The organism is Dermacoccus nishinomiyaensis (genome assembly GCF_900447535.1).
Taxonomy (GTDB): Bacteria; Actinomycetota; Actinomycetes; order Actinomycetales; family Dermatophilaceae; genus Dermacoccus; species Dermacoccus nishinomiyaensis.
Map to the genome: position 1 here is coordinate 323,005 of NZ_UFXX01000001.1, position 21,224 is coordinate 344,228.

The 21,224-nt window shown below is 69.1% G+C and carries 17 protein-coding genes; 10 read left to right on the top strand and 7 right to left on the bottom strand.

What is annotated here, in order from left to right:
- Positions 1-348: 348 nt before the first annotated feature.
- Positions 349-1,032 (bottom strand): MBL fold metallo-hydrolase, encoded by a 684-nt coding sequence (locus DYE07_RS01645; RefSeq protein WP_074039360.1) that lies wholly within the window; start codon positions 1,030-1,032, stop codon positions 349-351.
- A 176-nt stretch (positions 1,033-1,208) separates the two neighbouring features.
- A complete protein-coding gene (locus DYE07_RS01650; protein ID WP_115296197.1) occupies positions 1,209-3,041 on the bottom strand; it encodes a glycoside hydrolase family 15 protein in 1,833 nt (610 codons plus the stop codon).
- 119 nt (positions 3,042-3,160) lie between these two features.
- Between DYE07_RS01650 and uvrA the strand changes: the two genes are divergently transcribed.
- From uvrA to secG, 10 genes are all read left to right on the top strand, one after another.
- Positions 3,161-6,259, top strand: a complete 3,099-nt coding sequence (gene uvrA, locus DYE07_RS01655) for an excinuclease ABC subunit UvrA (protein ID WP_172462929.1) — start codon at positions 3,161-3,163, stop codon at positions 6,257-6,259.
- A complete protein-coding gene (locus DYE07_RS01660) occupies positions 6,259-6,669 on the top strand; it encodes a Rieske (2Fe-2S) protein (RefSeq protein ID WP_202774992.1) in 411 nt (136 codons plus the stop codon). Before uvrA ends, DYE07_RS01660 begins: the two co-directional genes overlap by 1 nt.
- The gene (gene uvrC / locus DYE07_RS01665) at positions 6,669-8,672 is read left to right on the top strand and encodes an excinuclease ABC subunit UvrC (RefSeq protein WP_115296198.1); all 2,004 of its coding nucleotides are present in this window, start codon (positions 6,669-6,671) and stop codon (positions 8,670-8,672) included. Before DYE07_RS01660 ends, uvrC begins: the two co-directional genes overlap by 1 nt.
- Before the next feature lie 17 nt (positions 8,673-8,689).
- Positions 8,690-9,562: an RNase adapter RapZ gene (gene rapZ / locus DYE07_RS01670; RefSeq protein ID WP_237723728.1), complete on the top strand. Its 873-nt coding sequence runs from the start codon at positions 8,690-8,692 to the stop codon at positions 9,560-9,562.
- Positions 9,559-10,542: a gluconeogenesis factor YvcK family protein gene (locus DYE07_RS01675; protein WP_115296200.1), complete on the top strand. Its 984-nt coding sequence runs from the start codon at positions 9,559-9,561 to the stop codon at positions 10,540-10,542. The genes rapZ and DYE07_RS01675 overlap by 4 nt, the downstream gene beginning before the upstream one ends.
- A gap of 85 nt (positions 10,543-10,627) precedes the next feature.
- A complete protein-coding gene (gene whiA, locus DYE07_RS01680; RefSeq protein ID WP_038570925.1) occupies positions 10,628-11,605 on the top strand; it encodes a DNA-binding protein WhiA in 978 nt (325 codons plus the stop codon).
- A 155-nt stretch (positions 11,606-11,760) separates the two neighbouring features.
- Positions 11,761-12,768 (top strand): type I glyceraldehyde-3-phosphate dehydrogenase, encoded by a 1,008-nt coding sequence (gap, locus tag DYE07_RS01685; protein ID WP_115296201.1) that lies wholly within the window; start codon positions 11,761-11,763, stop codon positions 12,766-12,768.
- An 11-nt stretch (positions 12,769-12,779) separates the two neighbouring features.
- Positions 12,780-13,976, top strand: coding sequence for a phosphoglycerate kinase (locus DYE07_RS01690; protein WP_115296202.1), 1,197 nt, complete (start codon positions 12,780-12,782; stop codon positions 13,974-13,976).
- Positions 13,977-14,065: 89 nt separating this feature from the next.
- Positions 14,066-14,860 carry a triose-phosphate isomerase gene (tpiA, locus tag DYE07_RS01695; RefSeq protein ID WP_006945363.1) on the top strand — a complete coding sequence of 265 codons (795 nt, stop codon included), beginning with the start codon at positions 14,066-14,068 and terminating at the stop codon, positions 14,858-14,860.
- A gap of 76 nt (positions 14,861-14,936) precedes the next feature.
- Positions 14,937-15,179: a preprotein translocase subunit SecG gene (gene secG, locus DYE07_RS01700; RefSeq protein ID WP_006945467.1), complete on the top strand. Its 243-nt coding sequence runs from the start codon at positions 14,937-14,939 to the stop codon at positions 15,177-15,179.
- Positions 15,180-15,269: 90 nt separating this feature from the next.
- Here secG and pgl read toward each other — a convergent pair whose 3' ends face one another.
- The 5 genes from pgl to tal are packed head-to-tail and all read right to left on the bottom strand — an operon-like array spanning position 15,270 to position 21,220.
- Entirely contained in the window at positions 15,270-15,998 is a 729-nt protein-coding gene (gene pgl, locus DYE07_RS01705) for a 6-phosphogluconolactonase (protein ID WP_006945379.1), read from the bottom strand.
- On the bottom strand, positions 15,995-16,921 hold the full coding sequence (locus DYE07_RS01710) for a glucose-6-phosphate dehydrogenase assembly protein OpcA (RefSeq protein ID WP_006945474.1): 927 nt from the start codon (positions 16,919-16,921) through the stop codon (positions 15,995-15,997). The genes pgl and DYE07_RS01710 overlap by 4 nt, the downstream gene beginning before the upstream one ends.
- Positions 16,918-18,474, bottom strand: a complete 1,557-nt coding sequence (gene zwf, locus DYE07_RS01715) for a glucose-6-phosphate dehydrogenase (protein WP_115296203.1) — start codon at positions 18,472-18,474, stop codon at positions 16,918-16,920. The genes DYE07_RS01710 and zwf overlap by 4 nt, the downstream gene beginning before the upstream one ends.
- The gene (locus tag DYE07_RS01720) at positions 18,471-20,102 is read right to left on the bottom strand and encodes a glucose-6-phosphate isomerase (protein WP_115296204.1); all 1,632 of its coding nucleotides are present in this window, start codon (positions 20,100-20,102) and stop codon (positions 18,471-18,473) included. Before DYE07_RS01720 ends, zwf begins: the two co-directional genes overlap by 4 nt.
- Positions 20,099-21,220 carry a transaldolase gene (gene tal, locus DYE07_RS01725; RefSeq protein WP_115296205.1) on the bottom strand — a complete coding sequence of 374 codons (1,122 nt, stop codon included), beginning with the start codon at positions 21,218-21,220 and terminating at the stop codon, positions 20,099-20,101. The genes DYE07_RS01720 and tal overlap by 4 nt, the downstream gene beginning before the upstream one ends.
- Positions 21,221-21,224 lie beyond the last annotated feature (4 nt).

Sequence of the window (21,224 nt, forward strand, 5' to 3'; positions counted from 1 at the left end):
CTGCGCGTCACTCAGCCGCGGCTGCGATACGAGACATCGCCGGCGCTCAAGGCGCCAGAGGTGTTCGCGCACCTGGTCGAGGCATGACCATCCAATTGGTCACCGCGGCGCGCCGCAGACCCGCGTCGTCGTCGGCGCTCAAGTCGCCAGGCCTGCCCGCGCCACGCATCCAGGTGCGGTCATTCACGCAAAGACCGCGTCGTGCAGGCAAGGGCGGCGATGATGTCGGGCGCCCAGGTCGCCAGGCCTGCCCACGCCACGCATCCAGGTGCGGTGGTCACGCAACGACCGCATCGTGCAGTCAGGGGACCATGCAGTCAAGGGCGACGATGATGTCGGGCGCTCAGCTCACCAACCGCGTTCGCGCCACTCGTCGAGGTGCGGGCGTTCGACAGACAGACGCGTGTCGTCGCCGTGGCCCGGGTGAACGTCGGCATCGTCGAAACGCCCGAAGATGCGATCGCGAACCATGGTGAACAGCTCGTCGAACGACTGCTCATCGGAATGCGTCGTCGCGCCGACGCCGCCAGGAAACAGCGTGTCGCCCGTCCACAGCTGAGGCAGAGCGTCGCTGCCGGCGGGTGGCGTCCACGACAAAACGACGCTGCCGGGGGTGTGGCCTGGCACGTGGTGCGCGACGAGCGTCTGCGCGCCGAACTGAATCGTGTCACCGTCACTCAGCGTCCGCGCGGGCGCGACCGGGAGGTGCGGTCCGTCCTCGAGACCGGCGAGCGTCGCGTCAGCACGCTCGGCGAGCTCGGGCAGGGCGCGGTGATGATCCCAGTGCTTGTGGGTCGTCACGACGGCATCGAGACGATCGACGCACGCCTCGTCGAGCATCGCCGTGATGGCTCCGGCATCTGCCGCAGCGTCGATGAGCACCGCCGCACCACCCGTCTCGGGCGTCGCATCACGCAGCAGATACACGTTGTTGTGCATGTCGGAAACTGACAGCTTCCACATCGTCAGCCCCGGCAGGTCGAGTCGTGACGGCGCGTCGCCCGGTTTCACATCGGAGAGGTAAGCACTCATGCCTCTACCATCTCACCCACCCAGCCACCGGTGCCACAGGTACCGGCGCCGGGTGGCCCGGGCACGCCGCGCGCAGGGGCGGCCCGGGCCCGTGACAGCGCGAGCGTGCAGCCGATGCCGCGTCATCAGTGTCGTCGCTCTGGGCCGCCGGGGCAGGAAACCCCGCTACCACCGCGTCAGACGTTCGCCCCGCGCGCAGCGACCTGCGCCTCATGCAGGTCGTAGCCGGCGCCGATGAGAGTGAGGTGACTGAAGGCCTGCGGGTAGTTGCCGACCTGGGTCATCTCCTCGGGGTCGTACTCCTCGGCGAGCAGTCCGACGTCGTTCGGCAGGTCGCACAACCGGTCGAACAGCTCCTCGGCCTTGTCGAGCTCACCGATCTTCGCGTACGCGGAGACGAGCCAGAACGAGCAGGCGAGGAACGGGTGCTCGTCTCCGGCGAGGCCGTCGACGCCCGATTCGGTGCGGTAGCGCAGGAGGAAACCGCCGCGCATGAGGTCGTTCTCGATGGCCCGCACCGTGCCGATGACGCGAGGATCGTCGGCGGGCAGGAACCCGACGGCCGGGATGAGCAGCAGCGACGCGTCGACCTCGGTCGTGTTGTAGTGCTGCGTGAACGTGTTCTTCTGCACGTTGAAACCCTTCGTGAGGATCTCCTCACGCACGAGCTCGCGCACCTCGCGCCACCGCTCGACGTCGCCCGGGTGGCCGTGCTTCTCGACGGCGGAGATCGCCGCGTTGAACGCAGCCCACACCATGACGCGCGAGTGCGTGAAGTGCTGCAGCGGCCCGCGGATCTCCCATAAACCGTTGTCCGGCTCGTCCCAGTGCTCGGCGAGCTGGTTGACTAGCGCGGCCTGGATCGCCCAGCTCTGCTCGTTCTCGTACCCACCCTTGGCGCGCGCGTGCTCAAAGGCGATCATGACCTCGCCGAGGACGTCCGTCTGCTTCTGGTCGACGGCGCCGTTGCCGACACGCACCGGCCGCGAATCCGCGTACCCGGGCAGATGGTCGAGTTCACGCTCGGGCAGCTCGCGCCCACCGTCGATCGTGTACATGATCTGCATGTCCTCGGGATCACCGGCGAGGGCACGCACGAGCCACTCGCGCCACTTGATCGTCGCGTCGACGTAGCCGGCGCGCAGCAGCGACTCGAGACCTAGCGAGGCGTCGCGCAGCCAGCAGTAGCGGTAATCCCAGTTGCGTTCACCACCGAAGTCCTCCGGCAGCGACGTCGTCGGCGCCGCGACGATGCCGCCGCGGCGGCTGTCCGTCAGCAGGTTGAGCACGAGCAGGCTGCGACGCACGACGTCGGCGTGCGGCCCGTCGTAGGTGCAGTGGCCGATCCAGTCGTTCCAGCGCCCCAGCGTCGACGCGATGCGCTTGTCGGTGTCGAGCGGGATCGGGATCGGCTTGTAGCTCGGCACCCACGTCATGCTGAAGTCGAGCGCCTCACCGGCGGAGACGTCGAACAGGTCACGGTGACGCCCCTCGTTGCCGACGGGCAGCCGGTCGCCGCGGAAGATGAGCATGTCGGGGCCGGCGATCGCGACGAGCACCTCCTCGTCCTGCACGTGCCCCGGGTGGTGGCTCACCCACGGCTTCACCTTGCCGTAGTTGAGGCGGACGACCCACTCCTGCTCCAACGTCACGGTACCCTCGAGGCCCTCGACGCGACGCAGGACGTCTGCGCGGCCGTCGCTGACGGGCATGAGATCGGTGACCTTCACCTTGCCGGTCGCCGTCTCGTGGATCGTCTCGAGGATGAAACTGTCCTCGCGGTACGCCCGCGTCGTCGTGGCCTCCTCGGCGGGCCCGAGCAGCCAGCGTCCGTGATCCGGCGTGCCGAGCAGCGCCGTGAAGCAGCTCGACGAGTCGAAGCGGGGCAGGCACAACCAGTCGATGGACCCCCGGAGGCTGACGAGCGCCGCCGTCTCGGTGTCACCGATGATGGCGTAGTCCTCGATCGGGGTGGTGTTGACCTCGGAAGGGGTGAAATCCACAGACATGCGCCCCAGACTAATCGGACCGGCGCCATGGCCTGATCCGTCGTCGTGGGCGTGTCCCGGGTGCCCACAGGGGTGGGTTTCCCCGCGCCGTTCGGGGGTTGTCGGTGCGCGCACCTAGCATGGGGGACGTGCCGAAGATTCCAAGCAGCAGCAACGCCGTGGCCCCACGTCGCGGCCACGATCACCTTCTCGTGCGCGGCGCACGGGAGCACAACCTCAAGAACGTCTCGATCGAGATCCCGCGTGACGCGCTCGTCGTGTTCACCGGGCTGTCCGGCTCGGGCAAGTCGTCCCTCGCGTTCGACACGATCTTCGCCGAGGGCCAGCGCCGCTACGTCGAATCCCTGTCGGCGTACGCGCGTCAGTTCCTCGGTCAGATGGACAAGCCGGACGTCGACTTCATCGAAGGCCTCAGCCCCGCCGTCTCCATCGATCAGAAGAGCACGAACCGCAATCCGCGCTCGACGGTGGGCACGATCACGGAGGTCTACGACTACTTCCGTCTGCTCTTCGCCCGCGCCGGTCGCCCGCACTGCCCCGTCTGCGGCGCGCCGGTCGGCAGCCAGACGCCGCAGCAGATCGTCGACTCGATCCAGGAGCTACCGTCTGGCACCCGCTTCCAGGTGCTTGCACCCGTCGTGCGCGCCCGCAAGGGCGAGTACGTCGACCTGTTCGCCGAACTGCAGACGAAGGGCTTCTCCCGTGCCCGTGTCGACGGTGAGACGGTGACGCTGAGCGAACCGCCGACGCTGGAGAAGCAGAAGAAGCACACGATCGACGTCGTCGTCGACCGTCTCGTCGCGAAGGGGCCGGACGACCTCAGCGGCCGCCAGCGCCTCACCGACTCGGTCGAGACGGCCCTCGGCCTCGCGGACGGCCTCGTCGTCATCGAACGCGTCGTGCGCGAGGGCGCCGAGGACGAGCACGACGAGCTGCCGCTCGAGCGCCGTTACTCGGAGAAGCTCGCCTGCCCGAACGACCACGCGCTGTCGATGGACGCGATCGAGCCGCGTTCGTTCTCGTTCAACAGCCCGTTCGGTGCCTGCCCGGCCTGCACCGGTCTCGGCACCGAGCTGCGTGTCGACCCCGACCTCATCATCCCCGACGAGGACAAGACGCTGCGCGAGGGCGCGATCCTGCCGTGGGCGCAGGGCAGCGGTGCCGCCGACTATTTCGTCCGCGTCATGGGCGCGCTCGGCAAGGAGAGCGGGTTCGACCTCGACACCCCATGGCGCGACCTGCCGGCCAAGGCGAAGACGATGCTGCTCGAGGGCAAGAACCACAAGGTTCACGTCACCTACCGCAACCGTTTCGGGCGTGAGCGCTCCTATTCGACGGGCTTCGAGGGCGTCATCCCGTTCGTCAAGCGTCGCCACACGGAGACGGAGTCGGAGTGGAGCCGTGAGCGCTACGAGGGCTACATGCGCGAGGTGCCATGCCCGACGTGCAACGGCGCACGCCTCAAGCCCGAGTCGCTGTCGGTGACGATCGGCGGCAAGTCGATCGCCGAGGTGTGCGCGCTGCCGATCTCGGAGTCCGCGCACTTCCTCGACGACGTCGACTTCACCTCGCGCGAGCGGCAGATCGCCGAGCGCGTCATTAAGGAGATCGCGGCGCGTCTCGGCTTCCTGCTCGACGTCGGCCTCGACTACCTCTCGCTCGACCGGCCCGCCGGCACGCTGTCGGGTGGTGAGGCGCAGCGCATCCGCCTCGCGACGCAGATCGGCTCGGGTCTCGTCGGCGTGCTCTACGTCCTCGACGAGCCGTCGATCGGTCTTCACCAACGCGACAACCACCGCCTCATCGAGACGCTGACGCGCCTGCGCGACCTCGGCAACACGCTCATCGTCGTCGAGCACGACGAGGACACGATCGCGACGGCCGACTGGATCGTCGACATCGGGCCCGGTGCCGGTGAGCACGGGGGAGAGGTCGTCTACTCCGGCCCGGTCAAGGGCTTGCTCGCGGAGAAGAAGTCCGTCACCGGCGGTTACCTCAGCGGCCGATTGTCCATCCCGGTGCCGCAGACGCGTCGCGGTCAGGACGGTCGCCGCCTCGTCGTCGAGGGAGCGCGTGAGCACACGCTCAAGGACATCGACGTCGCGTTCCCGCTGGGCAACCTCGTCGTCGTCTCCGGCGTGTCGGGGTCGGGCAAATCGACGCTCGTCAACGACATCCTCTACACGACGCTCGCGAACGACCTCAACGGCGCCCGCCAGGTCGCCGGGCGCCACAAGCGCGTCACCGGCACCGAACTGCTCGACAAGGTCGTCCACGTCGACCAGAGCCCCATCGGGCGCACACCGCGAAGCAACCCGGCCACCTACACGGGCGTGTTCGACGCCATCCGCAAGCTCTTCGCAGAGACACAGGAGGCGAAGATCCGCGGCTACCAGCCGGGGCGCTTCTCCTTCAACGTCAAGGGCGGACGCTGCGAGGCATGTTCGGGTGACGGCACGCTGAAGATCGAGATGAACTTCCTGCCCGACGTGTACGTGCCGTGCGAGGTGTGCCACGGGGCGCGCTACAACCGCGAGACGCTCGAGGTGCACTTCAAGGGCAAGTCGATCGCCGAGGTGCTCGACATGCCGATCGAGGAGGCCGCGGAGTTCTTCGAAGCGGTGCCCGCGATCGCGCGTCACATGCGCACGCTCGTCGACGTCGGTCTCGGCTACGTCCGTCTCGGCCAGCCGGCGCCGACGCTGTCGGGTGGTGAGGCGCAGCGCGTCAAGCTAGCCGCGGAGCTGCAGAAGCGCTCGTCCGGCCGCACGATCTACGTCCTCGACGAGCCGACGACCGGTCTGCACTTCGAGGACATCCGCAAGCTGCTCGAGGTCATCCAGGGCCTCGTCGACAAGGGCAACACGGTCGTCGTCATCGAGCACAACCTCGACGTCATCAAGAGCGCCGACTGGGTCATCGACATGGGCCCCGAGGGTGGTTTCCGCGGCGGTGAGGTCGTCGCCGAGGGCACGCCAGAGCAGATCGCGCAGGTCGAGGCGAGCCACACGGGTCGCTTCCTGCGTCCGCTGCTCGAAGCCGCAGGCGTGACGCCGACGATCGTGGCGCAGAAGCCCGTCATCGACCCGCGCGCGGCGATGAGGAAGACCGCCGCGAAGAAGACGGCGAGCAAGCAGACCGCGGCCGGCAAGACGACCGCAAAGAACACGAGCGCCGCGCCGAGTGCGGCGAAGAAGACGACCCGGAAGAAGGCATGATGAGTGACCTCCAGGCACAGTTCACGCGCCGCAGCGCGATGACCGCGACGATCGCCGTGGCCGGCACCGGCATGCTCGCCGCGTGCGGCGGGGGCGACGACGAGGCCTCGACGAAGTCCGTCGACGCCACGATCGACGCGAGCAAGGTGAGCGTCGGCAGCGGCTTCGTCGACCGCGGCAACTCCATCGTCGTCACTCAGCCGACGAAGGGCACCTTCAAGGCGTTCACGTCCGTGTGCCCGCACCAGGACTGCCAGGTCGGCGAGGTCACCGACAAGGCGATCGTCTGCCCCTGCCACGGCAGCCGCTTCGACCCGATGACGGGCGCCGTGCTCGCCGGCCCCGCGGACAAGCCGCTCGCCGAGAAGAAGGTCGAGGTCAAGGGCAGCCAGCTGCACGTGACCGGCTGATGGCAGACCCCCGCACCTACCGCCCCAAGACGGGCGACATCCCGACCGAACCCGGCGTCTACCGCTTCCGCGACCGCGACGGGCGCGTCATCTATGTCGGCAAGGCGAAGAACCTGCGCTCGCGCCTGAGCAACTACTTCCAGGATCTGCGGCTGCTGCACCCGCGCACGCGGACGATGGTGACGACGGCCGCCTCGGTGGAGTGGACGATCGTGCGCACCGAGGTCGAGGCGTTGCAGCTCGAGTACGCCTGGATCAAGGAGTTCGACCCGCGCTTCAACGTCAAGTACCGCGACGACAAGTCCTACCCCTACCTCGCGGTGACGATGTCCGACGCGGTGCCGCGCGCGCAGGTGATGCGCGGGCGCAAGCGTCCCGGCACTCGCTACTTCGGCCCGTTCACGCACGCGTGGGCGATCCGCGACACGCTCGATCAACTCATGCGCGTGTTCCCGATGCGCACGTGCAGCAACGGGGTCTACCGACGCGCCGAGGCGTCGGGTCGCCCGTGTCTGCTCGGGTACATCGACAAGTGCAGCGCGCCCTGCGTCGGCAAGGTCAGCAAGGCCGAGCACCGTGAGATCGCCCAGGATTTCTGCGATTTCATGGCCGGCGATTCCGCGCGCTTCACCCGGGAGATGGAGCGACGCATGAAGGCTGCCGCCGCCGACCTCGACTTCGAACAAGCGGCGCGCTTGCGCGACGACCTCGGTGCCCTGGAGAAAGTGCTGCAGAAGTCAGCCATCGTGTTCGACGACGCGACGGATGCCGACGTCTTCGGCGTCGCCGAGGACGACCTCGAGGCAGCCGTCCAGGTCTTCCACGTGCGCGGCGGCCGCATCCGCGGTCAGCGCGGCTGGGTCACCGACAAGGGCAGCGACGCCGGCGTCAACACCGCCGACCTCGTCGAGGCCATGCTGCTCGAGGTCTACGGCGACCTTCAGGGGCGCGACGACGTCCCGCGCGAGGTGCTCGTGCCGTCGTTGCCGCCCGATGTCGAGACGGTCAGCTCGTGGCTGCGCGAACGCCGCGGCAGCAACGTCGACGTCCGCGTGCCGCAGCGCGGCGACAAGCGCGAGCTCGCCGCGACGGTCGCGAAGAACGCCGAGCACGCGCTCGCGCGCCACAAGGTGAGCCGCGCGTCCGACCTGACGGCCCGCTCGCAGGCCCTCGAAGAGTTGCAGGAGAACCTCGGGCTGCCCGAGGCGCCGCTGCGCATCGAGTGCTTCGACATCTCGCATGTGCAGGGCACGAACGTCGTCGGTTCGATGGTCGTGTTCGAGGACGGTCTGCCCCGCAAGTCGGAGTACCGCCGCTTCATCGTCAACGGCATCGAGGGCGAGGATGGCACGCTGCGCAACGACGACGTCGCCGCGATGCACGAGGTGCTGACGCGGCGTTTCGCCCGGCTCGCGAAGGAGAGCGCCGACCTCGCGCCCGCGACGACCGGCGAGATCCCGGCGGACGCGGCGACCGCAGGCCCCTCCCTGCGTGACGAGAACGGCCGCATCAAGCGCTTCGCCTACCGTCCGCAGTTGCTCGTCGTCGACGGCGGACGCCCGCAGGTCGACGCCGCCGCGCGGGCCCTCGCCGACGTCGGGTTCGACGACATCCCCGTCGTCGGGCTCGCGAAGCGTCTCGAGGAGGTGTGGCTCGTCGACGACGACTACCCCGTCATCCTGCCGCGCACGAGCGAGGCCTTGTACCTGCTGCAGCGCGTGCGCGACGAGGCGCACCGCTTCGCGATCACCTTCCATCGTGAGCGACGCTCGAAGTCGATGACGACGTCCGCGCTCGACGGCATCGCCGGGCTCGGCCCTGCCAAGCAGAAGGCGCTGCTCGCGCACTTCGGCTCGCTCAAGCGCATCCGCGCGGCGGACGCCGACGCGCTGTGCGAGGTCAAGGGCATCGGTCCGACGCTCGCCGAGACCATCGTGCGTTCGCTCCGGCAGGAGCAGGGCGAGCCAGCGGTTAACGTGATGACCGGAGAGATCGTCGAATGAACGAGCGAGAGGCAGCCATGTCACACCCACCGCGCGCGGAGTTGATGGTCGTCACCGGCATGAGCGGCGCCGGCCGCTCGACGGCCGCGAACGTGCTCGAGGATCAGGGCTGGTACGTCGTCGACAACCTGCCGCCTCAGCTGCTGCCCGACCTCGCCGGGCTCGTCGACGCGAGCGCGGAGGACGTCCCGCGCCTCGCCGCCGTCGTCGACGTGCGCAGCCGCGCGTTCTTCACCGACTTCCGCGCGGGCCTCGAACGTCTGCGTGACGACGGCTGGCGCCCGTCGGTCGTGTTCATGGACGCGACCGACGAGGCGCTCGTGCGCCGGTTCGAGTCGGTGCGCCGACCGCACCCGTTGCAGGGCGAGGGGCGCATGCTGGACGGCATCATCCGCGAACGTGAGATCTTGCGCGACCTGCGCTCGAACGCCGACATCCTCATCGACACGAGCGGTCTCAACGTCCACCAACTGTCCGCGAAGGTGCACGAGCTCGTCGGCGACACGGGCGGGCCGGCGTTGCGCGTCGCCGTCATGAGCTTCGGGTTCAAGTACGGCATCCCGCTCGACGCCGACCTCGTCTTCGACATGCGTTTCTTGCCGAACCCGTTCTGGAACCCGGAGCTGCGCCCGTTCAGCGGAAAGGACGAGGTCGTGCGTGATTTCGTCCTCGGTCAGCCGGGGGCCCGTGAGTTCCTCGACGGCGTCCTCGCGCTGCTCGAACCGATGACGCAGGGCTACCTGCGCGAGGGGCGCAGCTACGTCACGCTCGCCGTCGGCTGCACCGGCGGCAAGCACCGCAGTGTCGCGATGGCCGAGGAACTGGCGAAGCGCCTCGCCTCCGATCAGCTCGGGACCCTCGTCGTCCACCGTGATCTGGGGCGGGAGTGAAGCGCCCCGCGGTCGCGGCCCTCGGTGGGGGGCACGGCCTGTTCGCCTCGCTGGAGGCCCTGCGTCTCGTGACGGACAAGATCACCGCCATCGTCACCGTCGCCGACGACGGGGGCTCTTCGGGGCGCCTGCGCGAGGAGTACGACATCCTCCCGCCCGGCGACCTGCGCATGGCGCTGGCCGCTCTGTGCGACAACTCGCAGTGGGGCATCGCCTGGCGTGATGCGCTGCAGCATCGCTTCCCCGGCGAGGGCCCGCTCGGCGGGCACGCCCTCGGCAACCTGCTCATCGCGGGGCTGTGGGATTCGCTGGGAGACCCGATCCAGGGTCTCGACATGGTCGGGCGCCTGCTCAGCGCGCGCGGGCGCGTCCTGCCCATGTCGTTGCAGCCGTTGCGCATCGACGCCAAAGTCCGCGGCGTCGACCCCGCAGATCCGGACGGGGTGCGCGAGGTCTCCGGCCAGGTCGCGGTCGCGCAGACGCCGGGCACCGTGCTCAACCTGCGCCTGTTCCCCGACCCGCCGCAGCCGTGCCGCGAGGCGATCGACGCGGTGCTCGACGCCGACTGGGTCATCCTCGGGCCGGGTTCGTGGTTCACCTCCGTCATGCCGCACCTGCTCGTGCCCGACCTGCTCGACGCCCTCGTGCAGACGAAGGCGAAGCGTATGCTGACGCTCAACGTCCAGATGGACACGGGCGAGACCTCCGGTTTCTCGGCCAGCGATCACCTCGAGGTGCTCGCGGCCCATGCTCCGGCCCTTCACCTCGACGCGATCCTCGCCGACCCGGGCGTCGTCGGTGATGACGCCCGCGCCCGCGAGGCGCTCGAGTCGTCGGCGGCCGCGTTGGGCGCGAGCGTCGTCTACAAGCCGGTCGCCGACCAGGAGAGCGCCGGCGTCCACGACACCCTGCGCCTCGCGACGGCGTACCGCGACGTCATGGAATCGGCCGCCCGCGCCCAGGCGCGGCGTCGCGCGTGACCACCCGTTTGGGCCGGGTGCCACGCGTTCGGCACAATAGATCCTTCGTCCCGCAGGGCGATCGACGAGGAAGGTGCACGACGACATGGCGATGACGGCAGCGGTCAAGGACGAGCTGGCCCGGGTGGTGGTGACGCCGCAGCAGACCCGCAAGTCCGAGGTCGCGGCCATGCTGCGCTTCGCCGGCGGGCTGCACCTCGTCGCCGGGCGGGTCGTCGTCGAGGCGGAGCTCGACACCGGCGTCGCCGCGCGTCGTCTGCGGACGAACATCACGCAGCTCTACGGTCACACGAGCGAGCTCGCCGTCATGAGTGCCGGCGGCATCCGTCGTCAGACGACGTATCTCGTGCGCGTCGCCAAGCCCGAGCTCGCCGTGCAGACCGGCCTCGTCGATGCGAAGGGCCGCCCGGTGCGCGGGCTGCCGCCGAAGATCGTCAACGGCACCCTCGACGACGCCGCCGCCGCGTGGCGCGGCGCGTTCATCGCCCACGGGTCGCTCACCGAGCCGGGCCGTTCGTCGTCGCTGGAGATCACCTGTCCCGGTTCCGAAGTCGCCCTCGCCCTCGTCGGCGCGGCGCGCCGGCTGGGTGTGCCCGCAAAGGCGCGTGAGGTGCGCGGCGTCGACCGCGTCGTCATCCGTGACGGCGAGGCGATCGGCGCGATGCTCACCCACATGGGCGCCGAGGACGCGCGCCTCGTGTGGGAGGAGCGCCGCATGCGCCGTGAGGTGAGGGCCACCGCGAACCGTCTCGCGAACTTCGACGACGCCAACCTGCGCCGTTCGGCGCGCGCTGCCGTCGCCGCGGGCAGCCGCGTCGCGCGGGCGATGGAGATCCTCGGCGAGGACGTGCCCGATCATCTTCGTCAGGCCGGTGAGTTGCGCATCGAGCACAAGGAGGCGAGCCTCGAGGAGCTCGGCGCCCTGGCCGACCCACCGATGACGAAGGACGCCGTCGCCGGACGCATCCGCCGGCTGCTCGCGATGGCCGACAAGCGCGCCGCCGATCAGGGCATCCCCGGCACCGACGCGAACCTCACGCCCGACATGCTCGAGGACGACTGACCCTGCCGCGCCCCGTTCAGCGGCCTGACTGACCGGTAACCTGCCCCGCGGTGCCCCGCGGCCCGCCTGCGTGTCATAGGGTGGAGGTGTTGAAAGACCTCGCGCCTTTCTGGGCGCGTGAGCACTCGATTCCTAGGGAAGGGCAGGGTCCTCAAGTGACCGTCCGCGTTGGTATCAATGGCTTTGGCCGCATCGGCCGCAACTTCTTCCGGGCCGTGAAGGCCTCGGGCGCAGACGTCGAGATCGTGGCGGTGAACGACCTCACCGACAACAAGACGCTCGCCAACCTCCTCAAGTACGACTCGATCCTCGGCCGTTTCGACGGCGAGGTCTCCTACGACGAGAACTCCCTCACGGTCGACGGCAAGAAGATCGCCGCGTTCGCCGAGAAGGACCCGGCGAAGCTCGACTGGGCCTCGGTCGGCGCCGACATCGTCATCGAGTCCACCGGTTTCTTCACGGACGCCGAGAAGGCCAAGGCGCACCTCACCGGTGGCGCGAAGAAGGTCATCATCTCCGCCCCGGCGAAGAACGAGGACATCACGATCGTCATGGGCGTCAACGACGACCAGTACGACGCGTCGAAGCACACGATCATCTCGAACGCCTCGTGCACGACGAACTGCCTCGCCCCGATGGCCAAGGCTCTCAACGACGGCCTCGGCATCGAGCGTGGCCTCATGACGACGATCCACGCCTACACGGGTGACCAGCGTCTGCACGACGCGCCGCACAGCGACCCGCGTCGCGCCCGCGCCGCCGCGATCAACATCGTTCCGACCTCGACGGGTGCCGCCAAGGCCGTCGCGCTGGTGCTGCCGGAGCTCAAGGGCAAGCTCGACGGTTACGCGCTGCGTGTGCCGACCCCCACAGGCTCGGCGACCGACCTGACGTTCGAGGCTCCGCGCGAGACGACCGTCGAAGAGGTCAACGAGATCGTCAAGAAGGCCGCGAGCGAGGGCCCGCTCAAGGGTTACCTGCAGTACACCGAGGACCCGCTGGTCTCGACGGACATCGTCACCGACCCGGCCTCCTGCATCTTCGACTCCGGTCTGACGAAGGTCATCGGCAACCAGGTCAAGGTCGTCGGCTGGTACGACAACGAGTGGGGTTACTCCAACCGCCTCGTCGACCTGACCACGCTCGTCGGCTCCTCCCTCTGATCGGGTCAGGCGTGAAGTCCATCAGCGATCTGGGTGATCTGCGCGGCAAGACAGTGTTGCTGCGCAGCGACCTCAACGTCCCGCTCGACGGTTCGACGATCACCGACGACGGCCGCATCCGCGCATCGGTCCCGACGATCCAGGAGCTGACGAAGGCCGGCGCTCGCGTCGTCGTCGTCGCGCACCTGGGCCGCCCCAAGGGCGAGCCGGAGGCGAAGTACTCGCTGCAGCCCGTCGTCGGGCGTCTGTCGGAACTGCTCGGTCAGGACGTGGCGTTCGCCACCGACACGGTCGGCGACTCGGCGCGTTCCACGGTCGAATCCCTCGGTGACGGCGACGTCGCCCTGCTCGAGAACCTGCGCTTCAATGCGGGCGAGACGAGCAAGGACGAGGCCGAGCGCAAGAAGTTCGCCGAGCAGCTCGCGTCACTGGCGGACGTGTTCGTCTCCGACGGCTTCGGTGTCGTGCACCGCAAGCAGGCGTCCGTCTACGACGTGGCGCAGCTGCTGCCGTCGGCGATGGGTGGGCTCGTCAAGACCGAGGTCGAGGTGCTGAAGCAGCTCACCGAGAACCCGAAGCGTCCGTACGCCGTGGTCCTCGGTGGCGCGAAGGTCGCCGACAAGCTGGCCGTCATCGAGAACCTCATGCAGACCGCGGATCGGCTGCTCATCGGCGGCGGGATGGTGTTCACCTTCCTCGCGGCCGAGGGGCACGAGGTCGGCAAGAGCCTGCTCGACACCGAGCAGATCGAGACGGTCAAGGGCTACATCGCGAAGGCCAAGGAGCTGGGCGTCGAGATCGTGCTGCCGAGCGACGTCGTCGTCGCGCCGGAGTTCGCGGCCGACAAGGGCCACGAGGTCGTCTCGATCGACGCGATCCCGGCCGACCAGATGGGTCTCGACATCGGCCCGGAGTCGGCGAAGCTGTACGCGAGCAAGCTGACGGACTGCAAGACGGTGTTCTGGAACGGCCCGATGGGCGCGTTCGAGATGGAGCCGTTCGCCGCCGGGACGAAGGCTGTCGCGCAGGCGCTCGTCGAGGCCACCGAGAACGGTGCCCTCACCGTCGTCGGTGGTGGCGACTCGGCCGCCGCCGTGCGTCAGCTCGGCTTCTCCGACGATCAGTTCGGGCACATCTCCACCGGTGGTGGGGCGAGCCTCGAATACCTCGAGGGCAAGGAACTGCCGGGCATCTCCGTGCTCGGCTGATCTGACCTCCACAGCTGCGAGCCCCGCCTCCGTCGCTTCGGCGGGGGCGGGGTTCGCGGTATCCGATCAACGTGAAAGGGGAAGCCGGCATGGCTTCGACGAAGAACACGCGCACGCCGCTCATGGCGGGCAACTGGAAGATGAACCTCGACCACCTCGCGGGCACTCACCTCGTGCAGAAGCTCGCGTGGGGCCTGGAGGACAAGCGCCACGACTTCGGGGCCGTCGAGGTCGCCATCCTGCCGCCGTTCACCGATCTGCGTTCGGTGCAGACGCTCGTCGACGGCGACAAGCTCAAGCTCGTCTACGGCGCACAGGATCTGTCGCAGCATGACGAGGGCGCGTACACCGGTGAGATCTCGGGCGCATTCCTCGCGAAGCTCGGCTGCACCTACGCGTGCGTCGGTCACAGCGAGCGCCGTCAGTACCACGGTGAGACGGACGAGATCGTCCGCGCGAAGGTCGAGGCCGCGTACCGTCACGGCCTCACGCCGATCCTGTGCGTCGGTGAGCCGCTCGAGGTCCGTCAGGCGGGCGAGCACGTCGAGCACTGCGTCGCCCAGGTGCGCGCCGCCGTCGCCGGTCTCACGCCCGAGCAGGCGTCGACGCTCGTCGTCGCCTACGAGCCCGTGTGGGCCATCGGCACCGGCGAGGTCGCGACGCCCGCCGACGCTCAGGAGGTGTGCGCCGCCGTCCGCGTCGCCCTCGCCGACGCGTTCGACCAGGAACTCGCGAACAAGGTCCGCGTTCTCTACGGCGGCTCGGTGAAGCCGGGCAACGTCGCGGAGATCATGGCCGGGGACGACGTGGACGGTGCCCTCGTCGGCGGCGCGTCGCTCGTCGCTGACGACTTCATCGGCATCTGCACCTACCAGAACGCCTGAGGCTCGGGCACGCGGTACGCTGGGGGCTGATTTCGCGCGGGCTCACGCCCGCCCCGTCGTGAGGTGAGATTTCTTCGTGGACATTGTCAAGATCCTGCTGCAGGGCCTGCTCGTGCTGAGCAGCCTGTTTCTCGTGCTGTTGATCCTCATGCACAAGGGCAGCGGCGGCGGTCTGTCCGACATGTTCGGCGGTGGCTCCGGCGCCAACCTCGGCGGATCCTCGCGCGCTGAGCGCAACCTCAACCGCATCACCGTCGGCGCTGCGACGATCTGGATCCTCGCCATCATCGGCTTGGGGCTCGTCGAACGCTTCAACTGACGGATTCCATCGGCGCCCATGAGCGCCGACGCGACGAAGCTCGTCATCTCCAGCGGGAGGTGACGAGCTTCGTCGCGTTGGATGGGTGCTTCAGGCGCCGGGCCCGGCTGCCGCCTCGTCGAGCCACCAGATCGTGCGTTCGCGTCCGTGTACGCCGGAGGCCGGGTGAGCGGTTCGATCCGTCGAAGTCGACGCGGCGCGCACCGCGTCTGCCTTGTCGGCCCCTGCGATCATGAGCCACACCTCGCGCGCCGCGTTGAGCGCAGGGAAGGTGAGGCTGATGCGCTGCGGCGGCGGCTTGGGGGAGTCGTTCTCCGCCACGACGCTCGTGTCGTCGACGCGTGTCGTCGCGTGCCCGGGAAACAGGGACGCCACGTGCGTGTCCGGACCCATCCCGAGCATGACGACGTCGAACCGTGGCGCCACCGTGGCCAGCTCGTCGCGGTAACGCGCAACGGCCGCGTCGAGGTCGTCACCGTCCGGGCCGTCCGACGCCGCCATGGCGTGCACGTTCGCCGCGGGCACGCCGACGACGTCGATGAGCACCACCCGAGCCTGCGTCTCGTTGCGCTCGGCGTCCCCCGCGGGCAGGAACCGTTCGTCGCCCCACCACAGGTGCACGTGCGCCCAGTCGATGTCGTCGAGGGAGGCGAGAGCTCGCGCACTCGCCTCACCCATCGACCCGCCCGTCAGGACGACGTGGGCGACGCCCCGGGAGGCCACCGCGTCGGCGATGACCTCCCGCAGGCGTTCGGCGATCGCGTCGGCCAGATCAGCCTTCGTCGCCGCCACGCGTCGTTCGACGTTCGCAGCGCTCACGCGTCGTCCTCGGCGGCGAGCTTCGGCAGGCCGCGCACGAGGGCGTCACGGTAGACCTCGTCCTTGTCGAGGCGCCGCAGCTCCTCGGCGAGGGATGCGACCGCGTCCGGGCGCTGCAGCGCCATCTGACGGTCCGGCTGGCCGGGCTGGCTCAGGATCGCCTGCTCACCGTGACGCGTCAGCAGGATCGGGCCGGAAGCACGCTCCAGCTCGACGCTGATGAGGCCCAGACCGGGTTCACCGAGTCGACGCTCGACCGGGCAGCCGAGTTCGACGCCGAGCCAGCCGCCGAGCAGGTCGGTGGAGGCCGAGTCGCTCGCTCCGGTGACGATGACCTTCGTGACCGGCTCGTACGGCGGCACGTCGAGTGCCCCCGCGAGCAGGCCGCGCCAGCGCGTCGTCCGGGCCCACGCCATGTCCGTGTCGCCGGCGGTGTAGTGCATCGCGCGGCGCAGGATCTCGCTGCGCGGGTCGGCCGACAGCGACGCGTCGGTGATGCGACGCTGCGCCATCCGACCGATCGGGGTCTCACCGATGTTCTCGTCGGCCTCCATCGGCCACCACGCGACGACGGGGGAGTCGGCGAGCAGCAGCGGCGTCAGGGCCGACGCGCCGTGCTGCGCGAGGTCACCGTGCAGACGCAGCACGATGATCTCGGATGCACCGGCGTCGCCGCCGAGACGGATCTCGGCGTCGAGCCACGCGTCGGCGGCATCCGGGTCGGCGACGAGCGCGATGATGCGACTCGGGTGCAGACGCGTGGCCTCCGCCGCGACGTGCAGCGACTCCTCGACGTCCTCACCGCGGCAGACGGCGACGAGCGTCATGACACGCCCGATCGTCATCGAGCCGACCTCGTTGCGCAGTTGGACGAGCTTCTTGGAGATCTCCGTCGTCGACGTCTTGTCCAGGTTGACGATCACGGCATCCTCCAGTGGCGTCCGTCGCGGGCCATCATGTCGTCAGAGCTCTGCGGCCCCCACGTGCCCGACTCGTACTGATCGGGCTGCGCATCCATCGAGGCCCAGAAGTTCTCGATCGGGTCGAGGATCTTCCACGACAACTCGACCTCTTCGTGCCGCGGGAACAACGGCGGATCGCCGAGCAGCACGTCGAGGATGAGACGTTCGTACGCCTCCGGGCTCGAGTCGGTGAACGCCGAGCCGTAGCCGAAGTCCATCGTCACGTCGCGCACCTCGAAGCCGTTCGAGCCCGGAATCTTGGAACCGAACCGCATCGTGACGCCCTCGTCGGGCTGCACCCGGATGACGATGGCGTTGCGGCCGAGCTCCTCGGTCTGGTTCTCGTCGAACGGGGTCACCGCGTTCTTGAATACGACGGCGATCTCGGTGACGCGCTTGCCGAGTCGCTTGCCGGTGCGCAGGTAGAACGGCACACCCGCCCAACGCCGCGTGTTGATGCCGAGCTTGACGGCGGCGTACGTCTCGGTCTGCGAGTCGGGCTTGATGCCCTCCTCCTGCAAGAAGCCGGGCACCTTCTCCGCGCCCTGCCAGCCCTCGGCGTACTGCCCGCGAGCCGTCGAGGCCGCGAGATCCTGCGGCAGCTTCACCGCGGCGAGCACCTTCTCCTTCTCCGTGCGCAGATCCTTCGCGTCGAAGGTCAGCGGCTGCTCCATCGCCGTGATGGCGAGCAGCTGGAGCAAGTGGTTCTGGATGACGTCGCGCGCCGCCCCGATGCCGTCGTAGTAGCCCGCGCGGCCACCGATGCCGATGTCCTCGGCCATGGTGATCTGCACGTGGTCGACGTGGTTGTTGTTCCAGATCGGCTCGAACATCTGGTTGGCGAAACGGAACGCCAGGATGTTCTGCACCGTCTCCTTGCCGAGGTAGTGATCGATCCGGAAGATCGAGTCGGGCGGGAAGACGCTCTCGACGATCGCGTTGAGCTCGCGCGCGCTCTCGAGGTCGTGCCCGAAGGGCTTCTCGATGACGACGCGGCGCCACGCGTCCGGCTTCGTCTCGCTCGGCTTCGTCAGGCCGGCCGTCTCGAGCTGCTCGCAGACCTGCGCGAACGATCCCGGGGGGATCGACAGGTAGAAGGCCGTGTTGCCCTCGGTGCCGCGGCTGTCCTCGAGTTCCTTGAGCGTCTTCGCCAGGTTCTCGAAGGCGGAGGCGTCGTCGAAGGTGCCCTGGACGAAACGGATGCCGTCGGCGAGGTTGGTCCAGACCTCCTCGTCGTAGCCCGTGCGCGCACGCTCCTTGACCGACTCCTTGACGATCTGCATGAAGTCCTGGTCCTCCCAGTCACGTCGGGCGAAGCCGACGAGGGAGAAACCGGGTGGCAGCAGACCACGGTGGAACAGGTCGTAGATGGCCGGCATGAGCTTCTTGCGGGCGAGGTCACCCGTGACGCCGAAGAGCACGACGCTGCAGGGCCCGGCGATGCGGGGCAGGCGCTTGTCCTCCTTGGAACGCAGGGGGTTGTGGCCCTTGGAGATCTCCGTCGGCGGCGTCACCGAGCCTCGCCTCCGGACATCTTCGTCAGGGCCGCGACGACCTGCTTCAGGCCCGCGTCGTGGTCGGCGAGGTGCAGCCGCAGGACGGGCCGGCCGTGGTCGGCGAGGACGGAGGCGTCACCACCGGCCTGCGCATCGCAGAACTGCCCGAAGGTGAAGTCGCGCCCGGGCACGGCGAGATCCTCGCCGGGGACGGTCGTGATCTGCAGGTACACACCGTTCGCCGGGCCGCCCTTGTGGTACTGGCCGGTCGAGTGCAGGAAGCGCGGGCCCCACCCGAAGGTGACGGGTCGTTCCAGCGCACTCTGCAGCGGCGCGCGCGTCGCGGCCAGCTCGGTGTCGGCGAGACGGTCGAGGTAGGCCATGACGGCGAGGTAACCCGTCGGCGTCAGCTGTGCGACGAGCGCCTGGAGCGCCGCATCGAGCGTGTCGGCGCCCGCGAGGAAGTCGGGGCCCGCCGTGCGAACCTCAACGGCGCCGTCGACGAACGCAGGAGCATCAGCGGCGCCCATGCCCGCGTCGAGCAGTTCGCGCGCCGCGGCCTTCGCCGACTCGACGTCCGGCTGGTCGAACGGGTTGATGCCGATGAGGCGGCCGGCGACGGCCGTCGCGACCTCCCACAGCAGCATCTGCGCGCCCAGCGAACCCGAGACGGTCGTGACGGAGTCGCCCTCAGGGGTGCGCTCGTCGTCCTCGGCCGTGAGCAGGACCAGGTTCTCGTCCGCGGCGAGGCTCGAGGGCTCGTCACGCCCGACGACGACGGGCAGCAGGCCCTTGCCGTCCTTGCCCGTCGACTCGGCGATGAGCTGCTCGATCCAGTCACCGAAGCCCGGGATCTGCGTCCCGGCGTCGGCGAGGATCACCTTGTCGCGCAGGGGAGAGGTGCCCCCGAGCACGGCGCCCAGCTGTAGGCCCGGGTTGGCCCCGTCGTCCTCGGCGAGCAGGTCCGTGACGGACTCGGCCTCGTCGAGCAGGGCCTCGACGTCCGCGCCGGCGAGGCCGGAGGGGACGAGACCGAAGGCGGTCAGAGCCGAGTAGCGCCCGCCGACGTTCGGGTCGGCGTTGACGACGGTGAAGCCGCCGGCACGCGAGCTCTCGTCGAGCGGCGAACCCGGGTCGGTGACGATGACGATGCGCTCGGTCGGGTCGATGCCCGCGTCCTCGAACGCCTGCTCATACACGCGACGCTGGCTGTCGGTCTCGACCGTCGAGCCCGACTTCGACGAGACGACGACGAGGGTGTGCTCGAGGTCCTCGGCGAGGGCGGTGCGCACCATGTCGGGCTGGGAGGAGTCGAGCACGACGAGCGGAACACCCGCGGTCGCGCAGATGACCTCCGGCGCGAGCGACGAACCGCCCATGCCGCACAGGACGACGCGAGTCAGGCCCTGGGAGGTGAACTTCTCGCGCAGCGCGGCGATCTCACCGACGAGAGGACGGGATGAGCGGGCGAGGCCCACCCAGGACAGTCGTTTCGCGGCTTCGGACTCGGCGTCGGAACCCCACAGCGTGGGATCCTGCGCGAAGAGTCGGCTCGCGAACTTCTCGGCGACGAGCGCCGGGACGGCAGCGTCGATCGCTGCCGCCCCGGCACCCACGGTGCCGAGGCTGACACCGGAGGAGGTCACTTGTTCTCGCCTGCCTTCTCGAGTTCGGAACGGACGGAGCCGAGCAGCTCTTCCCAGGACTTCTCGAACTTGTCGAGGCCCTCGGTCTCGAGCTTGTCGACGACGTCGGCGTAGGAGACGCCGGCGTGCTCGAGGGCGTCCATCGTCGCCTTCGCCTCGTCGTAGGTGCCGGAGATGCGGTCGCCCTCGACCGTGCCGTGGTCGGCGAGCGCGGCGAGCGTCTTCGGCGGCATCGTGTTGACCGTGTTCGGCGCGGCGAGCTCGGTCACGTACAGCGTGTCCGGCAGGCTCGGGTCCTTGACGCCCGTCGAGGCCCACAGGGGACGCTGCACGTGCGCGCCGTCGTCGGCGAGGGTCTGCCAGCGCGGCGTCGAGAAGACCTCCCCGAACGCCTGGTAGGCGAGGCGCGCGTTGGCGATGCCGGCCTTCGACTTGAGGGCCTTCGCCTCGTCGGTGCCGACGGCGTCGAGACGCGCGTCGAACTCGGTGTCGACGCGGCTGACGAAGAAGGAGGCGACGGAGCGGATCTTCGACAGGTCCTTGCCGTTCTCACGGGCCTGTTCGAGGCCGGTGAGGAAGGCGTTCATGACGCCGCGGTAGCGGTCGAGGGAGAAGATCAGCGTGACGTTGACGCTGATGCCCTCGGCGAGCACGGCGCTGATCGCGGGCAGACCCTCGACCGTCGCCGGGATCTTGATCATGCAGTTCTCGCGCCCGATCGTCTCCCACAGCTGCTTCGCCATGGTGACGGTGCCCTCGGTGTCGCGCGCCATGCGCGGGTCGACCTCGATGGAGACGCGCCCGTCCTCACCGTTCGTCGCGTCGTAGACGGGGCGCAGGATGTCGCACGCGGCCATGACGTCCTTCGTCGTGATCGCGAAGACGGCCTCGTCGACGCCCTGGCCGGCTGCTGCCAGCTCGGCGACCTGCTCGTTGTAGGCGGAGCCGTCGGACAGGGCCGTCGCGAAGATCGTCGGGTTCGAGGTGACACCGACGACGTTGTTCGTCTCGACGAGCTTCGACAGCTCGTCACCGGTGACCATCGGACGGTTGAGGTCGTCGAGCCAGATGGAGACGCCCGCGTCGGACAAGGCCTGGGTGTTGGCGTTCTGAGTCATGGAT

What these genes read in the sequence shown, in the direction of transcription:
- DYE07_RS01645 (WP_074039360.1), bottom strand. Translation starts at nt 1,032, where the DNA reads ATGAGTGCTTACCTCTCCGATGTGAAACCGGGCGACGCGCCGTCACGA.
- DYE07_RS01650 (WP_115296197.1), bottom strand. Translation starts at nt 3,041, where the DNA reads ATGTCTGTGGATTTCACCCCTTCCGAGGTCAACACCACCCCGATCGAG.
- uvrA (WP_172462929.1), top strand. Translation starts at nt 3,161, where the DNA reads ATGGGGGACGTGCCGAAGATTCCAAGCAGCAGCAACGCCGTGGCCCCA.
- DYE07_RS01660 (WP_202774992.1), top strand. Translation starts at nt 6,259, where the DNA reads ATGAGTGACCTCCAGGCACAGTTCACGCGCCGCAGCGCGATGACCGCG.
- uvrC (WP_115296198.1), top strand. Translation starts at nt 6,669, where the DNA reads ATGGCAGACCCCCGCACCTACCGCCCCAAGACGGGCGACATCCCGACC.
- rapZ (WP_237723728.1), top strand. Translation starts at nt 8,690, where the DNA reads ATGTCACACCCACCGCGCGCGGAGTTGATGGTCGTCACCGGCATGAGC.
- whiA (WP_038570925.1), top strand. Translation starts at nt 10,628, where the DNA reads ATGGCGATGACGGCAGCGGTCAAGGACGAGCTGGCCCGGGTGGTGGTG.
- tpiA (WP_006945363.1), top strand. Translation starts at nt 14,066, where the DNA reads ATGGCTTCGACGAAGAACACGCGCACGCCGCTCATGGCGGGCAACTGG.
- tal (WP_115296205.1), bottom strand. Translation starts at nt 21,220, where the DNA reads ATGACTCAGAACGCCAACACCCAGGCCTTGTCCGACGCGGGCGTCTCC.